Origin of the sequence: Sphingomicrobium sp. XHP0239, assembly GCF_039555325.1 — a bacterium.
GTDB lineage: Bacteria > Pseudomonadota > Alphaproteobacteria > Sphingomonadales > Sphingomonadaceae > Sphingomicrobium > Sphingomicrobium maritimum.
The window spans coordinates 1,502,645-1,523,663 of the sequence record NZ_CP154608.1; the positions used below are offsets into that span (position 1 = coordinate 1,502,645).

23 protein-coding genes and 1 tRNA gene are annotated in these 21,019 nt (G+C 63.5%); 6 read left to right on the forward strand and 18 right to left on the reverse strand.

From position 1 onward, the window contains the following. The first annotated feature begins 157 nt into the window (after nt 1-157). The 3 genes from WJT74_RS07635 (at nt 158) to WJT74_RS07645 (ending at nt 4,842) form a co-directional block, all read left to right on the forward strand. A complete protein-coding gene (locus tag WJT74_RS07635; protein ID WP_343343362.1) occupies nt 158-2,692 on the forward strand; it encodes an Rne/Rng family ribonuclease in 2,535 nt (844 codons plus the stop codon). Nucleotides 2,693-2,770: 78 nt separating this feature from the next. Further along, nucleotides 2,771-4,138, forward strand: coding sequence for a M48 family metalloprotease (locus tag WJT74_RS07640; RefSeq protein ID WP_343343364.1), 1,368 nt, complete (start codon nt 2,771-2,773; stop codon nt 4,136-4,138). Then, nucleotides 4,135-4,842, forward strand: coding sequence for a DsbA family protein (locus WJT74_RS07645; RefSeq protein ID WP_343343366.1), 708 nt, complete (start codon nt 4,135-4,137; stop codon nt 4,840-4,842). The genes WJT74_RS07640 and WJT74_RS07645 overlap by 4 nt, the downstream gene beginning before the upstream one ends. Here WJT74_RS07645 and WJT74_RS07650 read toward each other — a convergent pair. Both WJT74_RS07650 and WJT74_RS07655 read right to left on the reverse strand, forming a co-directional pair. Next, a complete protein-coding gene (locus tag WJT74_RS07650; protein ID WP_343343368.1) occupies nt 4,839-5,525 on the reverse strand; it encodes an RlmE family RNA methyltransferase in 687 nt (228 codons plus the stop codon). The two genes, WJT74_RS07645 and WJT74_RS07650, sit on opposite strands and share 4 nt — an antisense overlap. Further along, nucleotides 5,522-6,571 carry a Ppx/GppA phosphatase family protein gene (locus WJT74_RS07655; RefSeq protein ID WP_343343370.1) on the reverse strand — a complete coding sequence of 350 codons (1,050 nt, stop codon included), beginning with the start codon at nt 6,569-6,571 and terminating at the stop codon, nt 5,522-5,524. Before WJT74_RS07655 ends, WJT74_RS07650 begins: the two co-directional genes overlap by 4 nt. 198 nt (nt 6,572-6,769) lie before the next feature. On the opposite strand from WJT74_RS07655, the gene WJT74_RS07660 reads away from it, so the two are divergent. Next, nucleotides 6,770-6,843: transfer RNA gene (locus WJT74_RS07660), tRNA-Gln, on the forward strand. Between the two features lie 42 nt (nt 6,844-6,885). Here WJT74_RS07660 and WJT74_RS07665 read toward each other — a convergent pair. The 8 genes from WJT74_RS07665 to WJT74_RS07700 form a co-directional block, all read right to left on the reverse strand. Further along, a complete protein-coding gene (locus tag WJT74_RS07665) occupies nt 6,886-7,920 on the reverse strand; it encodes a tyrosine-type recombinase/integrase (protein WP_343343372.1) in 1,035 nt (344 codons plus the stop codon). Nucleotides 7,921-7,937: 17 nt separating this feature from the next. Then, the gene (locus WJT74_RS07670; RefSeq protein WP_343343374.1) at nt 7,938-8,135 is read right to left on the reverse strand and encodes a hypothetical protein; all 198 of its coding nucleotides are present in this window, start codon (nt 8,133-8,135) and stop codon (nt 7,938-7,940) included. A 4-nt stretch (nt 8,136-8,139) separates the two neighbouring features. Continuing rightward, complete coding sequence (locus WJT74_RS07675; protein ID WP_343343375.1) at nt 8,140-9,312, reverse strand: phage portal protein; 1,173 nt, start codon at nt 9,310-9,312, stop codon at nt 8,140-8,142. Next, entirely contained in the window at nt 9,309-9,851 is a 543-nt protein-coding gene (locus tag WJT74_RS07680; RefSeq protein WP_343343377.1) for an HK97 family phage prohead protease, read from the reverse strand. Before WJT74_RS07680 ends, WJT74_RS07675 begins: the two co-directional genes overlap by 4 nt. After that, entirely contained in the window at nt 9,848-9,997 is a 150-nt protein-coding gene (locus WJT74_RS07685) for a hypothetical protein (RefSeq protein WP_343343379.1), read from the reverse strand. Before WJT74_RS07685 ends, WJT74_RS07680 begins: the two co-directional genes overlap by 4 nt. Further along, nucleotides 9,997-11,208, reverse strand: a complete 1,212-nt coding sequence (locus WJT74_RS07690) for a phage major capsid protein (RefSeq protein ID WP_343343381.1) — start codon at nt 11,206-11,208, stop codon at nt 9,997-9,999. Before WJT74_RS07690 ends, WJT74_RS07685 begins: the two co-directional genes overlap by 1 nt. A 157-nt stretch (nt 11,209-11,365) precedes the next feature. After that, nucleotides 11,366-11,839, reverse strand: coding sequence for a MerR family transcriptional regulator (locus tag WJT74_RS07695; RefSeq protein ID WP_343343383.1), 474 nt, complete (start codon nt 11,837-11,839; stop codon nt 11,366-11,368). 64 nt (nt 11,840-11,903) lie between these two features. Beyond that, on the reverse strand, nt 11,904-12,266 hold the full coding sequence (locus WJT74_RS07700; RefSeq protein ID WP_343343385.1) for a hypothetical protein: 363 nt from the start codon (nt 12,264-12,266) through the stop codon (nt 11,904-11,906). A 99-nt stretch (nt 12,267-12,365) separates the two neighbouring features. On the opposite strand from WJT74_RS07700, the gene WJT74_RS07705 reads away from it, so the two are divergent. Next, the gene (locus tag WJT74_RS07705) at nt 12,366-12,830 is read left to right on the forward strand and encodes a hypothetical protein (protein WP_343343387.1); all 465 of its coding nucleotides are present in this window, start codon (nt 12,366-12,368) and stop codon (nt 12,828-12,830) included. Here WJT74_RS07705 and WJT74_RS07710 read toward each other — a convergent pair. Beyond that, nucleotides 12,827-14,326, reverse strand: coding sequence for a terminase large subunit (locus tag WJT74_RS07710; protein WP_343343389.1), 1,500 nt, complete (start codon nt 14,324-14,326; stop codon nt 12,827-12,829). The two genes, WJT74_RS07705 and WJT74_RS07710, sit on opposite strands and share 4 nt — an antisense overlap. Nucleotides 14,327-14,555: 229 nt before the next feature. On the opposite strand from WJT74_RS07710, the gene WJT74_RS07715 reads away from it, so the two are divergent. Next, the gene (locus tag WJT74_RS07715) at nt 14,556-14,957 is read left to right on the forward strand and encodes a surface-adhesin E family protein (RefSeq protein WP_343343391.1); all 402 of its coding nucleotides are present in this window, start codon (nt 14,556-14,558) and stop codon (nt 14,955-14,957) included. Here WJT74_RS07715 and WJT74_RS07720 read toward each other — a convergent pair. From WJT74_RS07720 to WJT74_RS07750, 7 genes are all read right to left on the reverse strand, one after another. Next, nucleotides 14,948-15,268 (reverse strand): HNH endonuclease signature motif containing protein, encoded by a 321-nt coding sequence (locus WJT74_RS07720; protein WP_343343393.1) that lies wholly within the window; start codon nt 15,266-15,268, stop codon nt 14,948-14,950. The two genes, WJT74_RS07715 and WJT74_RS07720, sit on opposite strands and share 10 nt — an antisense overlap. Further along, nucleotides 15,261-15,473, reverse strand: a complete 213-nt coding sequence (locus tag WJT74_RS07725; RefSeq protein ID WP_343343395.1) for a hypothetical protein — start codon at nt 15,471-15,473, stop codon at nt 15,261-15,263. Before WJT74_RS07725 ends, WJT74_RS07720 begins: the two co-directional genes overlap by 8 nt. Beyond that, entirely contained in the window at nt 15,466-16,806 is a 1,341-nt protein-coding gene (locus tag WJT74_RS07730) for an AAA family ATPase (protein ID WP_343343396.1), read from the reverse strand. The genes WJT74_RS07725 and WJT74_RS07730 overlap by 8 nt, the downstream gene beginning before the upstream one ends. Next, a complete protein-coding gene (locus WJT74_RS07735) occupies nt 16,803-17,114 on the reverse strand; it encodes a hypothetical protein (protein WP_343343397.1) in 312 nt (103 codons plus the stop codon). The genes WJT74_RS07730 and WJT74_RS07735 overlap by 4 nt, the downstream gene beginning before the upstream one ends. A gap of 303 nt (nt 17,115-17,417) precedes the next feature. Further along, nucleotides 17,418-19,541, reverse strand: coding sequence for a TonB-dependent receptor (locus tag WJT74_RS07740; RefSeq protein ID WP_343343398.1), 2,124 nt, complete (start codon nt 19,539-19,541; stop codon nt 17,418-17,420). Between the two features lie 32 nt (nt 19,542-19,573). Continuing rightward, the gene (locus tag WJT74_RS07745; protein ID WP_343343400.1) at nt 19,574-19,774 is read right to left on the reverse strand and encodes a hypothetical protein; all 201 of its coding nucleotides are present in this window, start codon (nt 19,772-19,774) and stop codon (nt 19,574-19,576) included. Next, nucleotides 19,771-20,946, reverse strand: a complete 1,176-nt coding sequence (locus WJT74_RS07750) for a PepSY-associated TM helix domain-containing protein (protein WP_343343401.1) — start codon at nt 20,944-20,946, stop codon at nt 19,771-19,773. Before WJT74_RS07750 ends, WJT74_RS07745 begins: the two co-directional genes overlap by 4 nt. Between the last annotated feature and the right edge of the window lie 73 nt (nt 20,947-21,019).

A 21,019-nucleotide genomic window follows, 5' to 3' on the forward strand; every position in this document is an offset into this window, starting at 1 on the left:
GCCCTCAGCGCGATTGCCCACCGGCCGCGCGGCGCGTCGCTCATGCACGCAGCAGCAATTTTTCACACATCTGCGCCCGCCGACCGCACGGTCCCGGGCGCTTTTTCAATGCCACCGCGATGCGTAGCGACGCCGCCCGGTGGCCGGAGAACGTCCAATGTCCACGCGCATGCTCATCGATGCGCGCCACCCGGAAGAAACCCGGGTCGCCGTAGCCGATGGAAACCGAATCCAGGAATTTGATTTCGAAAGTGCCGAGCACAAGCAGCTCAAGGGGAATATCTATCTAGCCAAGGTCACGAGGGTCGAACCCTCGTTGCAGGCCGCGTTCGTCGATTATGGCGGCAACCGGCACGGCTTCCTCGCCTTTTCGGAAATTCACCCCGACTATTACCAGATCCCGAAGGAAGATCGCGACTCCCTGCTTGCCGAAGAGGCCGAGCATGCGGCGGAGGAACAGCGGCTGCGCGAGGACGAGGACGACGATGTCGGCGAAGAGCCCGATGTCGAGGAAGAAGGCCTCGCCTCCGACGCCTCGCCCGTCGACGAGACCGCGGTCGAACAGGTCCGCAATAAGCGCCGCGCCCTGCGCCGTCGGTACAAGATCCAGGACGTCATCCAGCGCCGTCAGGTGCTGCTCGTCCAAGTCGTGAAGGAAGAACGCGGCAACAAGGGCGCCGCGCTCACCACCTATCTGAGCCTTGCGGGCCGCTATTGCGTCCTCATGCCCAATACCACGCACGGTGGAGGCATCAGCCGCAAGATCTCGAACGGCGCGGACCGCAAGCGGTTGAAGCAGATCATGTCCGACCTGAAGCTGCCCAGCAGCATGGGTCTGATCGTGCGGACCGCGGGGCTGTCGCGCACCAAGACCGAGATCAAGCGCGACTTCGACTATCTCGCGCGCCTGTGGGACGAAATCCGCGAAAAGACGCTGAAATCGGCCGCGCCCGCGCTCGTCTATCGCGACAGCGACCTCGTCAAGCGCGCGATCCGCGACCTTTATAGTCGCGAAATCGACGAGGTGCTGGTGGAAGGCGAGGACGGCTACAAGGCCGCTCGCCGCTTCATGAAGCTTCTGATGCCCAGCCACGTGCGACGGGTGAAGAATTACGAGGACCCCACGCCCATCTTCCAGCGCTACGGGATCGAGGACAGCCTGACAGGCATGTACCAGCCGCTCGTGCAGCTCAAATCGGGCGGATATCTGGTCATCAACCCGACCGAAGCACTGGTGTCGATCGACATCAACTCGGGTCGCTCCACCAAGGAGCACAACATCGAGAACACGGCCTTCCAGACCAACCTGGAAGCGGCCAAGGAAATCGCCCGTCAGCTGCGTCTTCGCGACATGGCCGGCCTCATCGTCATCGACTTCATCGACATGGAACAGAACGGCCATGTGCGCAAAGTCGAGAAAGCGATGAAGGATGCGCTCAAGAACGATCGCGCGCGGATCCAGGTCGGGCGCATCTCGTCGTTCGGCCTTCTGGAAATGAGCCGCCAGCGCCTGCGCACCGGCGTGCTCGAAGCATCGACGCACAGCTGCCCACATTGCGACGGCACCGGCCTGATGCGCACCGCATCCAGTTCGGGTCTCAGCGCGCTGCGCATGATCGAGGACGAAGCCGCGCGCGGCAAGGGATCGACGATCATCCTGTGCGCCGGTCGCGACACGGCCATCTTCCTCTTGAACAAGAAGCGCGCCGAACTGGCGGAGGTCGAGGAACGCTACGGCGTGACGGTCGAGGTCGAGATCGACGAGGAATATGAAGGCGCGAAGATGCGCGTCGAATCCAAAGGCCCCAAACCCGATCGTCGCTTCGAGAACAAGCCGATCGTCGACACCCCCTCCCCCCGCGACGAGGACGAAGATCTCGACGACGAGATGGACGAGGACGACGAAGACGAGGACGTTCAGAAGGACGACCGCTCCGACGCCGAGGAAGAGGATGGCGACGGGGACGGTGATGATCGTCCCAAGCGTCGCCGTCGTCGCCGAGGAGGCCGCGGTCGACGTCGCGGCGGGCGCGGTCGCGGCGAACAGCGCGATCAACAGGGCGATGGCGATTCCGATGCTTCGGACGACACCGACGATTCCGGATCCGACGATCGCAAACGCGGCAAGGATGCCGACGATGATCGCGACGAGAAACCGAAACGCGCGCGCCGTCGTCGAAAGGCGGACGACGAGGCGTCGGCCAAAGGCGACGATGATCGTGGCAGCGACGGAAAGGACGAGGGCGACAGCGACGAAAAGCCCATGACCCGTCGGCGTCCGCGCGCCAAGGCGAAGGACGAGGATACGGATGTCTCGGCCGACAAGCCCAAGCCGAAGCGGAGCCGCGCCAAGAAACCAGACGCCGACACGGACACGGCGACCGACGACGGCGACGATGCCAAGCCCGCGCCAAAGCCTCGGCGTCCGCGCGCCAAGAAGGTCGAGGACGCTCCCAAGCCCAAGACGAAGCCGAAATCGTCGAAGGGCCCCAAGGAGCCCGCACTCGGCAGCGCCACCAAGGCGGCCGGGAACGAACCGGAAGCCGCTCCCCCTCCGGCCGACGACTCCTCGAAAGCCAAGAGTCCCTCGAGGAGCGCCAAGTCCGCATCGGACGCTTCCGACACGACGAACAGCGAACCCGCCAAGGACGAAGCGCCCCGCCGCGGTTGGTGGCAGCGGACCTTTGGCTGAGTCTGATCGGACGCCGCGGACTTCGGTTCGCGGCGTCTTTCAGCACCCGTTCATGCCCCGACGGGCACGCCACCCGGCATGACGCGCGCTTCCCGACCGATCGCCACCGTGCTGGCGATGCTGTTCCTCAGCCTTTCGCTTCTCGCCCGCCCTGCTGCGGCTCAGACCTTCCTTCGCGACGCCGAGACCGAGGCGATGTTCAACGCCGCGTCCGACCCGCTGGTCGAGGCGGCGGGCATGCGTCCCGGCAATGTCGAATTCGTGTTGCTCGACGATCCGTCGATCAACGCCTTCGTCGCGGGCGGCCAGCGCGTCTACGTTCACTCCGGACTGATCATGGAAGCCGACCATGTCGGTCAGTTGCAGGCAGTGCTCGCGCACGAACTCGGCCATGTCGAGGGCGGACATATCCTTCGTGCCAAGGGCGGGGTCCAGGACGCGACCGCCGTCTCGATCGTCTCGCTGATCCTCGGCGGGCTGGCCGTCGCGGCGGGCAACGGTGAAGCCGGCCTCGGCGCGATCGCGCTGGGTCAGCAGGTCGCGATGAGCCGCTTTCTCGCCTTCAGCCGCACGCAGGAAAGCTCCGCCGACCAGGCGGGCGCACGCTATCTCATGGACGCGGGCGTGTCCGGTCAGGGCTATATCGAATTCTTCAAGAAGCTCCAGAATCAGGAGTATCGCCTCAATATTCCGCAGGAAGACAGCTACGCGCGCACGCATCCGCTGACCCGCGAACGCATCCAGGTCCTGCGCGAGGCGCTCGAGGACGATCAGGCGTGGGACCGGCCCCCCGATCCCGAGCTCGACGCCCGGTTCCAGCGCGTGAAGGCCAAGCTCATCGGCTATCTCGACCCGCAGCGTGCGCTTCGCGACTATCCGCATGGCGACACCAGCATCGCGGGCCGCACCGCGCGGGCCTACGCCTATCATCAGGGCGGCTATCCCGACGAGGCGGCGGTGGAAACCAGCGCGCTTCTCGAAGCCCGGCCCGACGATCCCTTCCTGCTCGAACTGCATGGTCAGATCCTGCTGGAGAACGGCGCGGCCGCCGATGCGCTCGGACCGCTGCGTCGCGCCGTCGAACGCGCCCCTGACCAGCCGCTCATTGCCACCACGCTCGGCCACGCGCTCGTCTCGCTGGAAGACCGCGAACTCCTCCCCGAGGCCGAGCAGGTATTGCGCGGCGCGGTGGCGCGCGACCGCACCAACGGCTTCGCCTGGTACAACCTCGGTGTCATCTACGATCGCAACGGGGACGATGCGCGTGCCGCGCTCGCGTCCGCCGAACGCTTCCAGATCCTCGGCCAACACAAACTCGCGCTGGCGTCCGCGCGCCGCGCAATGGGCGGGATCGAGCAACAGGGACCCGATTGGATTCGCGCGCAGGACATCGCCCTGACCAGCGAACATGAACTGAAACGAGCAGGCATCGAAACCGACCGATGAACAAATCGACCCTTCTTGCCGGCCTCGGCGGCGGTATCGTCGGCGCCGGCCTTACCGCAGCCGTCATCATCACCGCCGCGCCCTCGCTCATGGGCGAACGGCTCGTGCGCCAGAGCCTCGTCGAAAATCCCGAAATCCTGATCGAGGCCAGCGACGCGCTTCGCCTTGCGGAGATGCGCCCCGTTCTCGATGGCAACCGCGACGCCCTCGAGACCGCCTTCGCCTCCAGCGCGATCGGCGCGTCGGCCGAGGATGCCGATGTCGTTATGGTCGAGTTTTTCGATTACGCCTGCGGTTACTGCCGCCAGGCGAAGCCTGAGATCGAACGACTGGTCTCCGAGGATCCCGGCCTTCGCGTCGTCTATCGCGAACTTCCCGTGCTGGGCGAGAACAGCGTCGTCGCTGCCCGCGCCTCGCTTGCTGCCAGCAAGGCGGGCAAGTTCAAGGCGTTCCATGATGCCATGTACGCGGCCGGTCGCCCCGGCGAGGAGAGCATCGACGAAGCGCTCGCCGCCGTCGGTCTGACGCGCGAAGGCCTATCCGATCCCGCGATCGAGGCCGAACTCAACCAGAATTTCGAACTCGCCAATGCGCTGGGCGCCAGCGGAACCCCCACCTTCGTCATCGGCGACACGATCATTCCGTCGGCCGAAGGCTACGACGCCTACAAGGCCGCCATCGCCAAGGCTCGCGACGAGGCCTAAGCCTCGGCGTCGACGGACGGTCCGCGGAACCCTTTCGCCACCACATACCACTCGCTCGACCCCTTGCGGCTGGCCGGCGGCTTGGCATGCTTCACGCTGTCGAAGTTCTTGTTGAGCAGGTCGACCAGCGCCTTGTCGGCACCACCCGCCAGCACTTTCGCCACGAACGCTCCGCCGGGACGCAGGACGTCGAGCGCGAAGTCCAGCCCCGCTTCGACCAGCCCCATCGTCCGCAGATGGTCGGTCTGCTTGTGCCCGATCGTGTTGGCCGCCATGTCGGACAGCACCAGGTCGGCCGGTCCGCCCAGTTCGTCCTTCAACCGGTCGGGCGCTGCATCGTCCATGAAATCCATCTCCAGCAGCACGGCACCCTCGATCGGGTCGGTCGGCAGGATATCGATCCCCACGACCTTCGCGTGCGGCACCTGCTGGCGCACCACCTGTGTCCAGCCGCCCGGTGCATGGCCGAGATCGATCACGTTCTTCACGCCCTTCAGCAGCGCGAACCGTTCGTCGAGTTCGATCAGCTTGTAGGCGGCGCGGCTGCGATAGCCGTCGGCCTTCGCCTTTTTGACGTAAGGATCGTCGAGCTGCCGCTGCAACCAGCGGGTCGATCCCGCCGTACGCCGCCGCGCGGTCCGCACCCGCTCCTTGCCGCCACCGCGTCCGCGTCCCCTGCTCATAGCGAATAGCCGTCGCGCGCCATCAGGCTGCGCAAGATGCCCTCGCGGATCCCGCGATCGGCAATGCCCAGCTTCACCGCGGGCCAGATATCGAGGATCGCCTCGAGGATCGCGCATCCCGCCACCACCAGGTCGGCACGCTCCGACCCAATGCAGGGCAGTGCCGCACGGCCCGAAAAATCGGCCTGCGCGATGTGCTGGGTGATGTCGCGCATCGAGGATACGGGAACGTGCAACCCGTCGACCGCCCGCCGGTCGTAGGCGGGCAATTCCAGATAGACGCTCGCCAACGTCGTGACGGTACCGCTGGTGCCGAGCAAACGGATGTCGTCGCGATCCTTCGGAAGCCATTCGGCGAACCGCGCGAACCCCTCGCGCGCGCGCCGCCGCATGCGCTCGTAGGCTGCGACCCGATCGGGCCCTTCCAGATTCTCGCGCCCCTCGCTGTCGGTCAGGCTGACAACGCCCCACGGCGCCGACCACCAGGCGCGGATCTTGGGCAGGTCGTCCTGCGGCTCGACCAGAACCAGTTCGGTCGATCCGCCGCCAATGTCGAAGATCACCGCCGGACCCTTGCCCGGCCCCAACAGCTTGTGACAGCCCAGCACCGCCAGCCGCGCTTCTTCCTGCGGCGCGATGATGTCGAGACAGATGCCCGTCTCGCGCTTTACCCGTTCGACGAAATGACGTCCGTTCGCGGCGCGGCGACATGCCTCGGTCGCGACCGACCGCGACAGCGTGACGTTGCGGCGACGCAGCTTTTGCGAACAGACCGACAATGCGCTCACTGCCCGGTCCATCGATTCCTGGCTCAACCGCCCGCTGGCGGACAGCCCCTCGCCCAGCCGCACGATCCGACTGAAGGCGTCAATGACGGTAAAGCCCTCGCGCTCGTCGGGCCGCGCGATGAGCAAGCGACAATTGTTGGTGCCGAGATCGAGCGCGCCATAGCTGGCGTTGGCCGCGCGGCGCGCGGGACGTGGGGGGGAGCCTCGGGACCGCGCATCGCGGCGCGGGGGAGACGGTTTGGCGGCATCCTGCGCCATAATATTAAACTACTTTCAATACGACACCGCGCATCCAAATATCGCGCGCGGCTGACCTGTCCCCTTTCTAGCGCCAATCGGGCGAAAAGTGCAATGGAGCACAATCGCTTGGCCTCATCGGCATGTTGACAGGCCGCGTGCGCGCCCCTAATTGCCGCGGCCACGCACTCGCACCGGCTCACCGCCGGCCGCCGCGATTGCCCCATCGTCTAATGGTAAGACTACGGACTCTGAATCCGTCAATCGTGGTTCGAATCCACGTGGGGCATCCACTTCTTAGTCATTTTCCCAATACTCCCTATGGGTTAGCCCTCTTAGCTGTCTAACTTTTCGACGGGGTTAGACACTTCACTCCCGTATGCCTTCTCCATCGCGCTATCAGCGCGCTCGGCATTTCCATCGTCCCCGGCGTATCGGCGATACTCGCGAACAGTCTTATGGCCGGTGATCGCCATTCCTTCTTCATCGCTACAGCCCGCCATCCTGAGGCGTCGTGCCGCGGCCTTCCGCAATCCATGCGCTGAACAGTGTGGTAGGTCGGCGGCGATGCAGGCGCGCTTCACGAGATTGTAGAAGCCCTTGGCAGTGAACGCACCGCCGCCTTTATTCTCTAGCACCAGCGTTTCGCCTAGCGGTCCCGCGTCCAGCGCCTCGCGCAATGGCTTAACGATAGGCACGTCCACGGCGTTAGCCGTCTTGCTTTGGCGAAGTCGGATGCGGCCATCGGCAATTCCCTTCCGGCTCAGGAATCGCACGTCTCCGCTTCGCTGAGCACCATACAGCAGCAAGGCGAAGGCAAGCCGTGATTTTGTGCCTACAGGATGCTTATTCTCGAACTGGGTAAGCTCAGCTTCCGTCCAGCGATGATAGCCCTCGCTATCGGTCTTTGGTGCACGAGTGTCTTTTACGGGGTCGAATGTCCCAGGCACCAGCCGCTCGCGCCGCGCTATGATAAAGAGCTGAGTGAGCAACTTCCTTAGGCGTGCAGCCGCATGTGGCTTGTGCCGCATTCCATTCATTACGCGCTGGATGCGCTGAGCGTCGAAGACTCGTATTGCATCGTCGCCGAAGCGAGCACGGAACCGCTCTAGGACGCCCCGATAGACGCCTTGCGTTGCGGGTCGAAGGTCTTGAAAGGCGGTGTCCGAATAGTAGCGCGCAATGGCATCGGAAACGCTTCCGGGCTTGATCCGACCGACACCCACTTGCAGCGTCTCTTGCTCCAGGCAGGCGGCATATTCGCGCTCGAATGCCTTCGTGCCAAAAGGTGCTTTGAAATAGTGCGCGGGATAGCCCTTGCGGCGGAAGCGATATCGAACCTTGCCGTGTCGGTCGGGAAAGCTCGTCACATAGGGCGGCTTCCTAATCACGACGCGGCCCAATCATCTAGGCGATCGTCTAGGTCGTCATTGCAGGAAGCCACCCCTTCCGCTGGCCGGGTCATAGTGAAATCGAAATTGCCCAGTGCATCGACGCGACCCTTCAAGACGACGCCATGCGCGGCAACTGTCGTCGCCATGCGCTCGAGGTCGTCTTTCGAGATAAGAGCTTTGCGTCCTGCCATGAGCCTATTCTACCGATTCGCTGTTCGGGGTTGTAGGTTCGCTCGCTCCACGCGGGTTCCAGCCTTCCACCTGGCGCACTTCGTCCGGGTCGAGCACGCCCGTCTCCAGCGCAATCTTGTGCGCGTTCCAGCGGGTTTCGGGATCTCCGCGCAAGAAGCCGGAAAGGTCCAGCTCCAGCTCGTAAGGGCCATTGGTCGGGAACAGGGACCGGGCAAACTCCGCCTCGATCTTGCGCGCCCAGGGGGCAAGGCAGAAGGTCGCGAACCAAAGGCCTGCCTGTGCGGCATTCGTGAACGTATTGTTTTCGTAGGACTGCACGATCGGCGGGGGCACTTGGAACAGTCGGCAGATTTCGACGACGCCGAACTTGCGCGTCTCCAGCAACTCCGAATCCTCCGGGCTGATACTGATGGCTTTCCAGTCAAGCCCGCCTTCCAGCACGATCGGGCGGCCCGCATTCTTCGCGCCCATGAACCGATCGGCCAGCTTTTCACGAATGTAGTTTGCTTGCTCGGCATTCAATTGATGATCGCTTTTCAGCGCGCCCGTAGGAGCCGCGCCGTTCGCAAGAAAGCTCCGCGCCCATTCGTCTGCGGCATGGACGCCGGAAACCGTCTCAGCGGCCCTTGAAAGCCGCGACACACCGATCTTACCGTCGTTCGTCCGATCGCGAAGGTGCAGCACCTCACCTTCCAGCAGCCGCGTCGAGCGGCCCTTGCCGTCCGATACGTCATAGGCCAGCCGCCCGGTGGAAAGCTCCTGCACCGTCACCATGCTCCACGGATGATAGCGTAAGCCCGAAACCTGCCCGTTTCCGCCGCGCTCGATCTCGAGCAGGCCGTTTCCGGTCAGCAGCGCCGACGCAATCCAATGCTCGATGCCGTCGCACCATGTCATCGCAGGGTTCATCCCGCCGCGCACAAGGCGGCTCAGCGGGTGCGCGAGATGCTCCAGCCGATTGTCGCCCTCGATGCGATAAACTCGCGCCGGGACGTAGGCGAGCGCGGTGGCGATCGCCGTCGTGCAGGCCAGCACCGTCGAAAGGTTCTCGGCTGCTCGGGCGCTGAGCGCCGCGTGATAGCCCGTCATCGGCGCGAGCGCCTGCCAGCTCGGGTCGAGCGGAGACGTGTCTGAGCGGCGTTCATAGCCCAATAGGCCCGCCATTCGATCGATCATGCCCATTGCCGCGCCTCCGCCAGCCGTAGGGCGCGAGTGCGATGCAGCGTCTTGTCGCCGGCCTGTCGAGCACGAAGCGCAATCTCGGTGCCCTCATAGGCAGGCCATGCCGACACAACGCTGATTTCCTTGAGGCCAATCAGGCTCAGCGTTCGCACGTCGCCGTTCCAGCTTTCGCCGCCCTCGGGCACCGTGAAACCAAAGCTCATGCCGCCAAGGTCGCCGCGCTCCGCAAGCGCCAGCACGTCGCGGCCCGGTTGCGTGTCGGGAAGCTGGAGCGTGAAGGCGAGGCCCTTGTCATCCTCGCGTAGCTCCAGCGTGCCCGTGCGGGTGCGGCCCAGCACCTTGCCGCTGTCATGGTCGAGCAGCGCCAGAATATCGCCAGACAAAGCGGCCCTGAAAGCACCGGGCACAATTCGCTCCCGAAACCGTCCAAGGTCCGCCTCGCTGGAAAAGGTGGCGGCATAACCCTCCAACTTGCGGCCTGAGGTCCGCAAGTCGGTGGCAAAACGCCGTTCGAGGGTTGCCGCCGCGTTCATTCGGGCACCACCTCGAACTCCGCCGAAACCTTGAAGGTCACGGCATCGCCAGCCTTATTCGGTTCGGCCTTGTCCACCGTAAAGCCTGCCCGCTGGAGGTTCTTCACGGCCCGCTCGATCTGGCGGGTGTCGATCGCCCGCGCCATTATGCGTTCACTCCGGTAGCGGAGACGAAGCTGGCAGGACGGCGCACGCCGAAGTCCACCGTCGCCATCGCCCGGATCAAAATGTTGCCTTTGGCGTAGCTCGTTTCGGCAAACGGATTGACCAAAATGTCGAGCTGGCTCCAGATGCCAATCAGCAAGTCGCGGAAGTCGCCATAGACCAGCCCGTTGTCGTCGCCGTCGCCGCGATCGGTCGGCACCTGATTGGTGAAATAGGCAGGCTCGTCATGGAAGGTTTCGGAAACGGGGATAGCCCGCCCGTCCGCCGTGCGAAGTTTCATCGCCAGAGCGCGAACGCCATTGGTCGAGACGAAAGCACGGCTGTCGCCAATGTTCGCCACGTCCGCCGCCGCGATCATATCGGCAGTGATTGTGAATAGATCGGTCGAGAATGGCACGGTCGGCACGTTAGGGTCGTTCAGGATGCCAAGCGGCTCCGCTCCCGTCCCGCTGCCCGCGATCGCCGCACGGTCGATCTCCAGCGCAATGTCGCGACTCATCATCTGGCGCACCAGTCCTTCGACCTGGGGCGAGGATTGCTGGAGCAGCTGGCGTGAAAGCTCGGTGATGACGCCCACGTGATGCGGGGTCAGGGTCAAGCTGTCGAAGGTCGCGTTGCCAGTCGGCAGCGCCTCGTCCTCATTTATCCAGCCGACGTTAGGGCTGCCCGTCTCGCGGGGAATAACCACGTCGCCAGTCAGTCCGGTCAGCGTCGTCGCGCCAAGGCGCGAGACGATCGCCGTGTTGGTCAGCGCCGATGTGAAGAGGTCAGGCCTGAAGCTCTCCGGGGCAACCGCCGCTGCCGTTGCTGTGGTCGAAGCTGCCCGCTGCTCAAAAACCTCGGTGGCGACGTAAACGCCCCTGGCAGGCCCGCCCGCACGTTCGGCAAGCATGGCTTGTTCGCGTTCGACCTTCGCCTTGTCGCGCACGGCCATGCCCGCGCCGTAGCGTAGCGTTTCGACGACGTTTTGATTGCGAAGCTCGGCAAATTCGCCGTTATCGTCGCCAGCAATGACCCGCCCCTGTTCGGTGCGCTCCGCTGCCTCGATCTTCTTGGCCCGATCCAGCTTCGCGTCGAGCGTTCGCAGCTCCGTTTCCGCCGTCTCGAATGCGGTGTTGTCATCATTTGTGTGAGCGGTCGTCATGCGGTCCATGATCGCCGCCCGCTGTTCCACCAGGTCCGCAGTTTTCACGTTGTCATTCCTTCTAACTGGCGGGGGCGCTGAGGCCCCCGCGCTGAGCCAGCCGACAGCCTCACGGCGTTGGCATTCGGTTCGACCCGGAGCAGCGTCGTGCGTGCTCCTGTGTCAGCGTCGTGCATGACGCGCCCGGTCGAGAGGCGGGTTCGGTTCACTCGATTTCGTCCGAAGGGTCGCGGAACGTCGAGGTTTCTTCGTCGATGTAATGCGCCACCATGTCACGCTCTTTGCCGATGCGGAAAGTAGTGACCTTGCGAATGTCCGTGCCGCTGAGCAGCACGTCGTCCCATTCGTCCGCAGCCGGAACGTCATGCGAGAGCATCGCGTGCCCGCTGCCGATGTAGCTTTCCACGTAGCTAATGGCCCGTGCATCTGGGTGAACTTTCGCGAGGTTCCCGATAGCGCAGGCAATGCGACCAGCACCCTCCACGGTGTAGCCGTCTCCCATAAGACGCTTGAACAGCATCAACGTCAGAAGGTCGTCCGGGTCGAACAGTCGTGCTCGACCGGGAACGGTCGCTGGAGCGCACGCATACTGACCAGCCGCAATATATTCGTTCAAGCGATCGCGGTTTAGACCGACGATGCGGCACGCAATCGCAGTGGAGACTCGGGGTGTGGCCATTCTTCAATCCTCTTGTTTCTTCCCAAGAGGTAGCACGGCTCTTGGATTTGTCCAAGAACTTTTTTCACGTAGCCCATGGGTCTAGTGGTCCTTTGGTCTGATCGTCGCCATATCGCGGAATAACGGTGTGATTGTAGAGGCCTCCCGTATCGGCAGCGCCGCTGTCAGAAAGTGGGCAGCCGGGGCCGGACGGCATGCGATGCATCATGGGGTCGCTTGTGTTGATGCCGTCCTCGTCATGGACGCCGGAGGGATCGTCCTCTTCCAAGTCGGGATCGAAGTTTTCGGCGTCGGGGTCGCCGTCGATCGCGTCGAGCACGGCAATCAGCACCTCGACCGCGCTGGCGATCGTGTCGCGGTCGAAATCGACAAAAGGATTCGGGGTGTTGTGATGGGCGGATTCCGCCCTAAGGATGGCCTCAGCCATGACGCAGCTCCTTGATAGCTCGTTGGGGTTAGAGGCGGCTCGGCGCGCCAACGCCGGGTCGTCTCGCTTTCAATAACGCACGAATGCAGGGGAAGGTCAATGATCGACGCAAAGCAGCTTAAATCGCTTAAGATACAGGATTGCAACCCGGGCGACCTCGTTCTGGCCAACCAGCATACGTCTGGTGCGACGCCTGGATTAGTGGCGAAAGACGGAGACGGACTGGGCGTGTTATGGTTTGGCAGAAACGAGGGAGACAATTATTCCTTTCGGCCCATGCAATCTGGGCAAACGGCCTTCCTAGTAGTTTCAGATTGGCGAATTAAGGTAGAGATCGACTCGTACACGTCACCCTTTAAAGGCGATTATGAGCCTGGGAGTGTGGCGATCGACGACGGCAAAATCTGCCTTATCGGCACTCGTGGTCATTCGACCTGTCTCTATTCGATCGACGGTCAACGAATGGATGATGTGAAAGCGGACTTCATGTTCTCTGAGTGGAGCGTTGTCATCGGCGAAGGGCCAGAAACTGTTCAGCTCTGGCCTTTGAAAGCCGAAGACTAGAGCACACGCACCGAGTCCAGCGTCAGATAGTTGGTCGGCTCCTCGATTGCCGCCGCGCCAACGGCCATGATGCTCGCCACGATCCCGTCGATGCGGTCGAGGCTCTTAGCCTTCGTCGGCTTCCGGTTGCCTGCCGGGTCCGTTTCGACAATGACGTTGCCCGCCTGCCAGCGCAGCAGCGGATTGTTATTGTGCTGGAGCTTGCGGGTCAGCAACGCCGTCTCGAAGGCATCCACCGCCGCCGCATAGCTCCTGAAACCGGGCACAAAGTCCACTAGCGGCAGGTCAATGCCTTCGTCGCTCAGCAGCTTCTTGAGCCGTGCCATCTGCCAACGGTCAAAGGCGATGGCCTCAACCTGATAGCGGGTGCGAATGTCGGCAAGCTGGAGCGCAATGGCGAGGTCGTCGCGAGCGTTGCCTACGGTCGTCTCGGCCCAGCCGTCCGCCGCCCATCGGTCGTAGGGCACCCGGTCCGTCTCGACGCGCTTGGAAATCGTGTCGCGCGGGAACCAATGCCACGCGAGCAGCTTGCCCTGGTCGGGAAAATAGAGCGCCAGCGCGGTCAGATCCTTCGTGCTCGACAGGTCCAGACCGCCAAAGCACCGCTCCCCTTCCAGCTCGGCAATGTCGAACGGCTCCCCATTCGCATCCCAGTCCGCCTGCTCGATAAAGCGGCCCTCGGCTGCCACGCGCTGATTGAGCTGGAGCAGGCGAAAGCTCGGCTCGAATGAAGGCGAGCGCATCGCCCGCGCCGCCGCGTCGGCAAACTGCTCCTCATTCAGAAACTCGCCAAGCGCCGGGTTCGCCGCCGCCCACGCCTCGCGATCGTCCAACGCGCAGTCCTCGAGGGCCGCGTGCAGTTGCGTGTAGATCGTCGGCACTGGTTCCGCGTCGAGCATTTCACTAAAAAAGTGGAGGTCTTCGGCGGCTTGCGTCGAAATCGTCACGCCCAACGCGGATCGCCGCTTGCCCATGCCAGTGCTCAAATTGTCCCACAGTTCGCGGCTCCGCCACTGCGCCACCTCGTCGGCAATCCAGAATGACGGCGCGAGACCATGCGCCTTCCGTGCGTCCGACGTGAGCGCACGCCAACGGGAATTGCTTTCCTCGTCGGTGATTTCCTTGTGCCAGTCTCGGATGTTTACCCGCGCCGCCATCCATGGCGTGGCCTCGATGTAGGCCCTCGTTTGATGATACAGGACACCCGCCTGCTCGCGATCGAGCGCGGCTGCATAGCACTCACCATACGGCTCCTGGCATGGCCCTAGCAGGTGCGCGAGGCTCAGGCCCGATAGCAATGCGCTCTTACCGTTGCCCCTCGCCACGCTCAGTGCCGCCAAGCGCACCCGTCGCTCCCCGTCATCGGTGCGGGGGCCATAGACGCCCCGCACGAACTGGCGCTGAAACTCCAGCAGCTCCAGCCGCTCGCCAGCCTTCAAGCCGGAGACGATCGGCAGCGTTTCGAGGAACGCCATTACCCGCTCGGCCTCGGGCATCCCATCCTTGTCCCAAGAATGCGAAACGCTCGCCGCGTCATATGCCTGAGCCGCCGCACGCAGCTTCCCCGCACCGGGGCCGCGCTTACCCATGACGGTCGCTCGGTAAAACTAATTGACGAAGCGGGACGAGGGGCGGTCCTAGTCGCGCAGCCCTGAGCGATATTTTTTCTAGCGTCGGACGTGACTGACTGTCACACGTCGTCAGTTCAAAATGCGGAGTATAGCGATGAGCGTAAGATTTGCGCTGGGCGCAACGATCGCGTCGATAGTGCTCGCGGCACCAGTATGGGCTGCTGAGTGGGAATACGTCGGACGAATTAACACGTCCGAGGGCTGGGAATTTTATAGCGTCGATAAAACGTCGGTAAGGCTGATCGGAAACCAACGAACCTTTTGGACGAAGGTCGAGCTGATCACGCCTGATCGTGATGAAAGCTATACTGCTCGCAAATCGTTCTGGCGCCTCGATTGCAGGCAATGGACGATGGCCGCCGTCTCCGAGGTGCGTTATGACGCCGCCGGAAATGTAGTCGCCAGCGTCACCGATGAAATTTCGCTGCGTCCGATAGTCCCCGAAACGATCGGAGAAGCTGTCGCAGAATATGCGTGCAAAGCGCCTCATCGTTGACCACCCCACGGGTGCCGCTCGTCAAGCGGGTTGCCGTCCGCATCGCATCCACGCCGGGGCTTGTCTGAGCGCACCGCACCAGCTTCTGCTCCCCGTGCCGTCTTTGCCGAATGACAGGACGGACATAAACAGCGCAGGCCATCGAGCGCCGGGAAGGCTGGCCCGCCGTCGCTGATGGCATGGACATGATCGACGTGCTTGGCAGGCCGCATTATCGAGATTGCCTTGCAGTCCTCGCATAGCGGCTGCTGAGACAGCTTCAGCTTGCGGAGCCGCTGCCATTGCGCGGTGTTGTAGGGCCAATCAGCCATGCTCCGGCCCCGCCACGGCGATGATGTGAAGGCCCTTGAGCGTGCCCGCCAGCTTTACGGCTCGCGGACGCGGAACGCCCTTGGCCCTCAGCAGCCTCTCGATCTCGCGGACCTGTAGCGGACGGCTGATTGCATCGAGCACGCGCAACGCCGCGGCCTTCTCGGCAGGCGTCATCGCCGCCACCATTGTATGAAGATCAATCATGGCCTGGCCCGCTTTCATCGAGAGTGGCGGGGGCACTCAAGGCCCCGCCCTCTATATCTTTAGATATAGGGGTGTGTGTGAGCGCACTCGGCGCAAGAGGCTCAGCGCGGTCAGCGCAGGGTGTCAGCGCGGGGTCAGCGCAAAGGTCAGCGCACTTTATCAGCAAGCCCTCGCGGTCCTTTCTGCCGACGTTGCAAACCACTCCCCGCTCGATCGCGCCGATGCGGAAGAGGCGGTCCATCGCTGCTGCCAGTCGCTTCTTTCCGATGCCTTTCGCCTCGGGCATTTCGGCAAATACGGCCGGAGCAAAAGTGCGGCTGTATTCGCTGTCTGAGACAGGCCGCTGCTGGCGATTGCGAAGCTCAAGGCAACGAATGAATGCCGCATTATCCGCGCTCGCCTTCACCGTCTCGGCAAGCTGCTCCTGAAAGCTTTCCGGCAGGTCAACGTCGAGCACGTAGGCCCATTCATGCCAGCGGAAGCGGGCGGCTTCTCCGCCCTTCCCATAATTCAACTTGGGATTGCTGAGCACGCGAGCGTCCCGATCGAGCACCACGCCGTTCTCATCATGCACCAGCTCCAGGGTCGCTTGCGAGCGCACTGCATTGAGCCAAGCCGTCGAGCCAGAATAGCTATCGCCGCTCTTGTTCGGGTGCCCGATCAGGACGATCGCCGCGCCCGTCTCGCCTGCCAACCGATTGAGCAGGTTCACGAACTGCGTCACGTCGCCACGGTCGTTCTCGTTGCCGTCGAACAGGTGTGCGACGTTATCGAGGAAAACCAGCTTGGCGTCGGTTGCCCGCATCGTCCGGGCAAGGTCGTTGTAGAGCGCGGTCGTCACCCGACGCTCGCCAATGTCGTGAGCGGCAGGCTCGACACGCACGCCGATGACATTATCCAGCTCGCCTCGACGGCTCACAAGATGCAGCCGATCGGCAAGGCTCGCCATATCCACGCCCAGCGCCTCGCAGATGTGCTGCTGGCGCCAGTGAAGCTGCTCGGCGTCGTCTTCGCAGGTGACGTAGAGGGAAGCAGTCGGCTGAACGCCCAATCCAAGACAGGGGATGCCCGCCGCCGCGCAGGTCGCGAGCTGTTGCGCGAGCAGGCTCTTGCCCGACGCACCCGCTCCCGTGAACAATGTCACTTCGCCAGCCGGAACTACGCCCTCGACCGCAAAAGCCTTGGGCACGGCCCGCACCGCGCTCAGGGCGCGTAGGTCGAGCGTTGCTAGTGAGCCTTGTGCAGCTTTGCGCGGGGTGCCGTTTGGATTGTCGTTGTCGATCGCGAGACGGGCAATCGCGGCCCGTTCTTCGGAAGTGGGGCCAAGGTTCATTGCCATGCTCCTTCCGCGTCCGTTTGTTCGGCTTGCACCGCCGTCAGCATGAGGCGGTTGCAGAGCTTCACGATGTTATCGAGCACGGCTAGCGTGGTCGGCGCGTAGATGGTCCCGGTGGCATAATCTGAGGCCATCCAGGCGAGCGTCCGCGCTTGATCGCTTTTCGTGCTGGCGATCATCGAGGCCGCGCAATTCTTGAACGTGCGGAGCTTCGCCCGGAGCGCATATTCCTCGGGGCCAACCTCGGCAGACATGAAGTGCCGAATGTCGTCGAGGGGCTTGGCGATCGGGGTGTGAGCGGTCATTGCACGCCCTCCCCGTTCCATGTAAGATGCACCTGCTTTTCCGCCGTCATGGAATTGCGCGCCCTCGCCTCGGTGCCAGCCGACGCGGGGGCTTTTCGTTGGTCGGGTGGGTCGAAAAGGTTAGACACTCGAAAACTGACGCCCTTGGCAAATCTGGGCGACAGCGTTCCGGTTAGCCTTTTCAAGTGCTTAGTATCATTTGGTTTGTTCATGCCCACGTGGGGCATCCAGCGTTTTTCCTCATTCAGCCAGCCCTGCCGCTTCACGATGAGCTTGCGGAAGCGACAGGGGCGGACAGCATCCTCAGAAGTCGATCGAGAGCGATGCCTTCGCGGTCCGCGGCGCGCCCTGAAGGAGTGCCGGATTGAAGGCGTCGAAGGCGCTTGCCCAATAGGCCTCGTCGGTGACGTTATCGATGGTCGCCCGCAGCGTCAGCGGCGCATCGCCGACCGCAAAGACGTATCGCGCGCCGATGTCGAGGACGGTCCAGTCGTCGAGTTGCAGCGTGTTGGCGATGTTGGCCTGCTGTTCGCCCGTGTGCGTGACGCGTCCCGTGAGCGTCAGCCCGGGAAGCATGCTCACGTCCCACTCGACATTGGCATTGGCGGCGAACTGCGGCACTCCGGGCGCCTCCGATCCGTTGTCGAAGGTGGCGTCGGCGACAGCGAACCCGGTGATGATCCGCAGACCCGGCAGGGGCTCTCCGTTGAGCGTGAACTCTATTCCCTCGTTGCGCTGCTCGCCGATGTAGGCGAAGCGCGTACCGCCCGCTCCGTCATCCTCGAAACCTTCGCCCGGACGTTCGATCCGGTAGAGCGAAAGCGTCGCGAACAGGGCCGGATCGAAAAAGAATTTGCCCCCGATCTCGTATTGGGTCGACATGCGCGGCGCCAGTACGGCGCCGGGGTTGGAAATCTCCGCATCGATCGGCGCGACCGCGCCTTCCTGCAACGCCTCGATGTAGTTGGCATAGACCGACAGGCCCTCGACCGGCTTCACGACAACGCCCGCCACCGGCGTGACGGCGCTTTCCGAATATTCGGTGTCGAGCGCACCGCCGAAATAGCTGAAGCGTTCGATGTCGATATGCTGGTAGCGCCCGCCCGCCGTCAGCAGGACCTTCCCGTCCAGCAGGTCGATCGTGTCGGACGCGAACAGGCTCTTCAGCCTCCGCTCGGTAATCGGAAAAGGATCGTCGAGATCGCCGCCGGCAAAGGCAATCGGTTGCAGGACGACCTGTTGCGGGTCGTACAGATTGGTGTCGAACGGCGAATAGAATTCGTAGGCGGTGCGGTCCTGCTGCCAGATCATACTCCCCCCGACGTTCAGCGTATGCGCGACGCTGCCGGTATCGAAACCGGCGCGCAGCCCGATCTCGACCGCCTTGCTGTCCTGTTCGTACGGAATGAAGGAATGGAAGCCGCTCGACGCTTCCCCGGTGGTCGCATCGGCGACCTGGATCCCGCCATAGATGCCTTCCTCGTCGCCGCGCCGTGCACCCGCCTTGGCGTAGAACAGCGTTTCGGGCGCCAGATCGACTTCCAGATCGAGCGTGCCGAACACGTCGGCCAGTTCGGTATAGGTATAATCCTGCGCGTAATTGTCGCTTGCGTCCGGGACGTCGGGAATCGCGTCCGCCAGCAATGTGACCTTGGGCCGAAGGCTCTCGACCCGCACGTTCTGGTAGGCAAGGTCGAGCGCGACCCGGAACCTGCCACCGTCATAGTCGACTGCACCGCCGATCACGCGCGCGGCGCGGTCCTCGCGGTCGATCGCCACCTCGCCGTCGCGATAGGCGCCGTTGATCCGCACGCCCAGTTCGTCGCCCGATCCGAAGCGCCGCGCCACGTCGAAGCTGCCACCGATATGGCCGTCGCCCACGAACGTCGCGGTCGCGCGCGTTCGATCCTCGACCGCGCGCTTCAGGAGCAGGTTGACGCTACCGCCGACGCCCGATCCACCGGGTGCCGCACCGTTGAGGAAGGCCGACGATCCGTTGAGAACCTGAACCTGTTCGAACAGTTCGGGGGCGATCAACTGGCGCGGTGCGATACCGTACAGTCCATTGACCCCGACATCGTCGCCGAACAGCGAGAACCCCCGTATGACGAACTGCTCGGCCGCATTTCCGAATCCGTAGGTGGTGCGGACCGTGGGATCGTTCTCCAGGACCTCGCCGATCGTCAGCGGCTGCTGGTTGTAGATCAGCGTTTCATCGAAAGCCCGGATGTTGAAGGGCAGATTCTCGGCCGGCTGGTCGCCGAGCGCACCGGCGTCACCGCCGTTGACGACTTCGGTCGCATTGTCGCGCTGCGCGGTGATGATGATCGTCTCGCTGGATGGATCGTCGGCCTCCTGCGCGGCAGCAGGCGACGCAAGAACGGTGGCCAAGGCGACAAGGGAACAGGCGGAAAGACGCATCTTCATTCGAAAATATCCTGTGGTGTTGGAAAAGGGATTCAGCCGCGCCGGGCCCATGCCCGGGCGAGCGCGAACAGCGGGATGCCGAGCAGGATCCACGCCATCGTGTCGCGGATACCGCCGCCGGTTAGACCGACCACGAGACCCACGACCGTCGCCAGAAAGAGCGCGACCGGAATGGCGAGGATGCGCGCGAACGATGCGCGCGGCTGACGGCGCTGACGGGCGGGCGGGATCATGCGACGACCTTTTCGCGCTTCGATCGGACGCGCCTAGCACCCGCCACGATCTCGTCGACACGGCGATCGACATGGCCGGGGCGGCGCCGCAACCACAGCCGGAGCCCGGTCCAGAGCACCCAGATCGTCAGAAGCGTCATCGTCGCCCAGATCAACTTGAGGACAAGGCCACCGTAGTCGCCGAAGTGAAGAGGCTTGGAGAGCATGAGCGCCTGGTTGAGCGCTGGCATCGCGCGAGCGTCGGTAAGTTCGCCCGTTCGCGCATCGACCAGCGCGGGGGTCAGGAGGTTCTGCGTCAGCGGTCGGTCGCCCTGAAAGAAGATCGCGTAATGCTGCGGCGTGCTCCAGGCCCCTCCGGGGAAGCCGATGAATTGCGGCGATCGACCCTGGAGGGCAGCCTGGGCGCTGCTCATCGCGGTATCCAGCGACCCGTACAGCGACGGGTCGAGCGCAGGCTGGTCGGCATATCGTGCGGTCATGGCCGCCAGCTCGCCATTCTGCCACCGTTCGGTCAGCGGATCGGCAAGAGCGTTGATGATCCCGGTGATGCCGACCACCAGCATCCAGCCGAGCGCGACGATCCCGACAAGGTTGTGGCGATCGAGCGTCCGCACCCGCGGGCTCCGTCGTTCGCGCAGCGTGCCGAACGGCAATCGCCGCATGAAGGGAGCATACAGCACGACACCGGACACGAGCGCCAGCACGAACAACACGCCCATCGCGCCGAGGAACAACATGCCCGGCAGGCCGAGAAAGAGATCGGTATGCAGAGTCAGAACGAAGTTCATGAACCCGCCGGTCGGCGCCGGACCGAGCGCCTCGCCCGTCGCGCGGTCGAAAAACAGAAGCGTCATTTCCGAACCCGCTGCATCGGGTGACGGCCCGGTGGTCACGGTAAGCAGCGGACTGTCCTGACTGAACGCCATGAACAGCGGCACCTCGCCCGGCCGCTCCGACAAGGCGGTCGCCAGCATCATGTCCAGCGATCGGCCATCCGCCGCCGAAGCGGGACCGACGAGCGACGTTTCGTAATCCTCGCCCAGTAACCCATCGATCTCGTCGTGAAAGATGAGCGGAAGCCCCGTGACGCACAGCATCAACAGGAATGCGGTCGAGACGAGGCTCGTCCATTTGTGGATCAGGAACCAGGATTTGATGGTGCGCCGTTTCACCGGTCGACCGACTAGAGAGACGATCCGCAACCGTCAATGATAATCATTCTCAATAGCAACTACCTCGAAAAGC

Coding starts and splice junctions, on each gene's coding strand:
- WJT74_RS07635 (WP_343343362.1), top strand. CDS start 158: ATGTCCACGCGCATGCTCATCGATGCGCGCCACCCGGAAGAAACCCGG.
- WJT74_RS07640 (WP_343343364.1), top strand. CDS start 2,771: ATGACGCGCGCTTCCCGACCGATCGCCACCGTGCTGGCGATGCTGTTC.
- WJT74_RS07645 (WP_343343366.1), top strand. CDS start 4,135: ATGAACAAATCGACCCTTCTTGCCGGCCTCGGCGGCGGTATCGTCGGC.
- WJT74_RS07650 (WP_343343368.1), bottom strand. CDS start 5,525: ATGAGCAGGGGACGCGGACGCGGTGGCGGCAAGGAGCGGGTGCGGACC.
- WJT74_RS07655 (WP_343343370.1), bottom strand. CDS start 6,571: ATGGCGCAGGATGCCGCCAAACCGTCTCCCCCGCGCCGCGATGCGCGG.
- WJT74_RS07670 (WP_343343374.1), bottom strand. CDS start 8,135: ATGGCAGGACGCAAAGCTCTTATCTCGAAAGACGACCTCGAGCGCATG.
- WJT74_RS07675 (WP_343343375.1), bottom strand. CDS start 9,312: ATGATCGATCGAATGGCGGGCCTATTGGGCTATGAACGCCGCTCAGAC.
- WJT74_RS07680 (WP_343343377.1), bottom strand. CDS start 9,851: ATGAACGCGGCGGCAACCCTCGAACGGCGTTTTGCCACCGACTTGCGG.
- WJT74_RS07685 (WP_343343379.1), bottom strand. CDS start 9,997: ATGGCGCGGGCGATCGACACCCGCCAGATCGAGCGGGCCGTGAAGAAC.
- WJT74_RS07695 (WP_343343383.1), bottom strand. CDS start 11,839: ATGGCCACACCCCGAGTCTCCACTGCGATTGCGTGCCGCATCGTCGGT.
- WJT74_RS07700 (WP_343343385.1), bottom strand. CDS start 12,266: ATGGCTGAGGCCATCCTTAGGGCGGAATCCGCCCATCACAACACCCCG.
- WJT74_RS07705 (WP_343343387.1), top strand. CDS start 12,366: ATGATCGACGCAAAGCAGCTTAAATCGCTTAAGATACAGGATTGCAAC.
- WJT74_RS07710 (WP_343343389.1), bottom strand. CDS start 14,326: ATGCCCGAGGCCGAGCGGGTAATGGCGTTCCTCGAAACGCTGCCGATC.
- WJT74_RS07715 (WP_343343391.1), top strand. CDS start 14,556: ATGAGCGTAAGATTTGCGCTGGGCGCAACGATCGCGTCGATAGTGCTC.
- WJT74_RS07720 (WP_343343393.1), bottom strand. CDS start 15,268: ATGGCTGATTGGCCCTACAACACCGCGCAATGGCAGCGGCTCCGCAAG.
- WJT74_RS07725 (WP_343343395.1), bottom strand. CDS start 15,473: ATGATTGATCTTCATACAATGGTGGCGGCGATGACGCCTGCCGAGAAG.
- WJT74_RS07730 (WP_343343396.1), bottom strand. CDS start 16,806: ATGAACCTTGGCCCCACTTCCGAAGAACGGGCCGCGATTGCCCGTCTC.
- WJT74_RS07735 (WP_343343397.1), bottom strand. CDS start 17,114: ATGACCGCTCACACCCCGATCGCCAAGCCCCTCGACGACATTCGGCAC.
- WJT74_RS07740 (WP_343343398.1), bottom strand. CDS start 19,541: ATGAAGATGCGTCTTTCCGCCTGTTCCCTTGTCGCCTTGGCCACCGTT.
- WJT74_RS07745 (WP_343343400.1), bottom strand. CDS start 19,774: ATGATCCCGCCCGCCCGTCAGCGCCGTCAGCCGCGCGCATCGTTCGCG.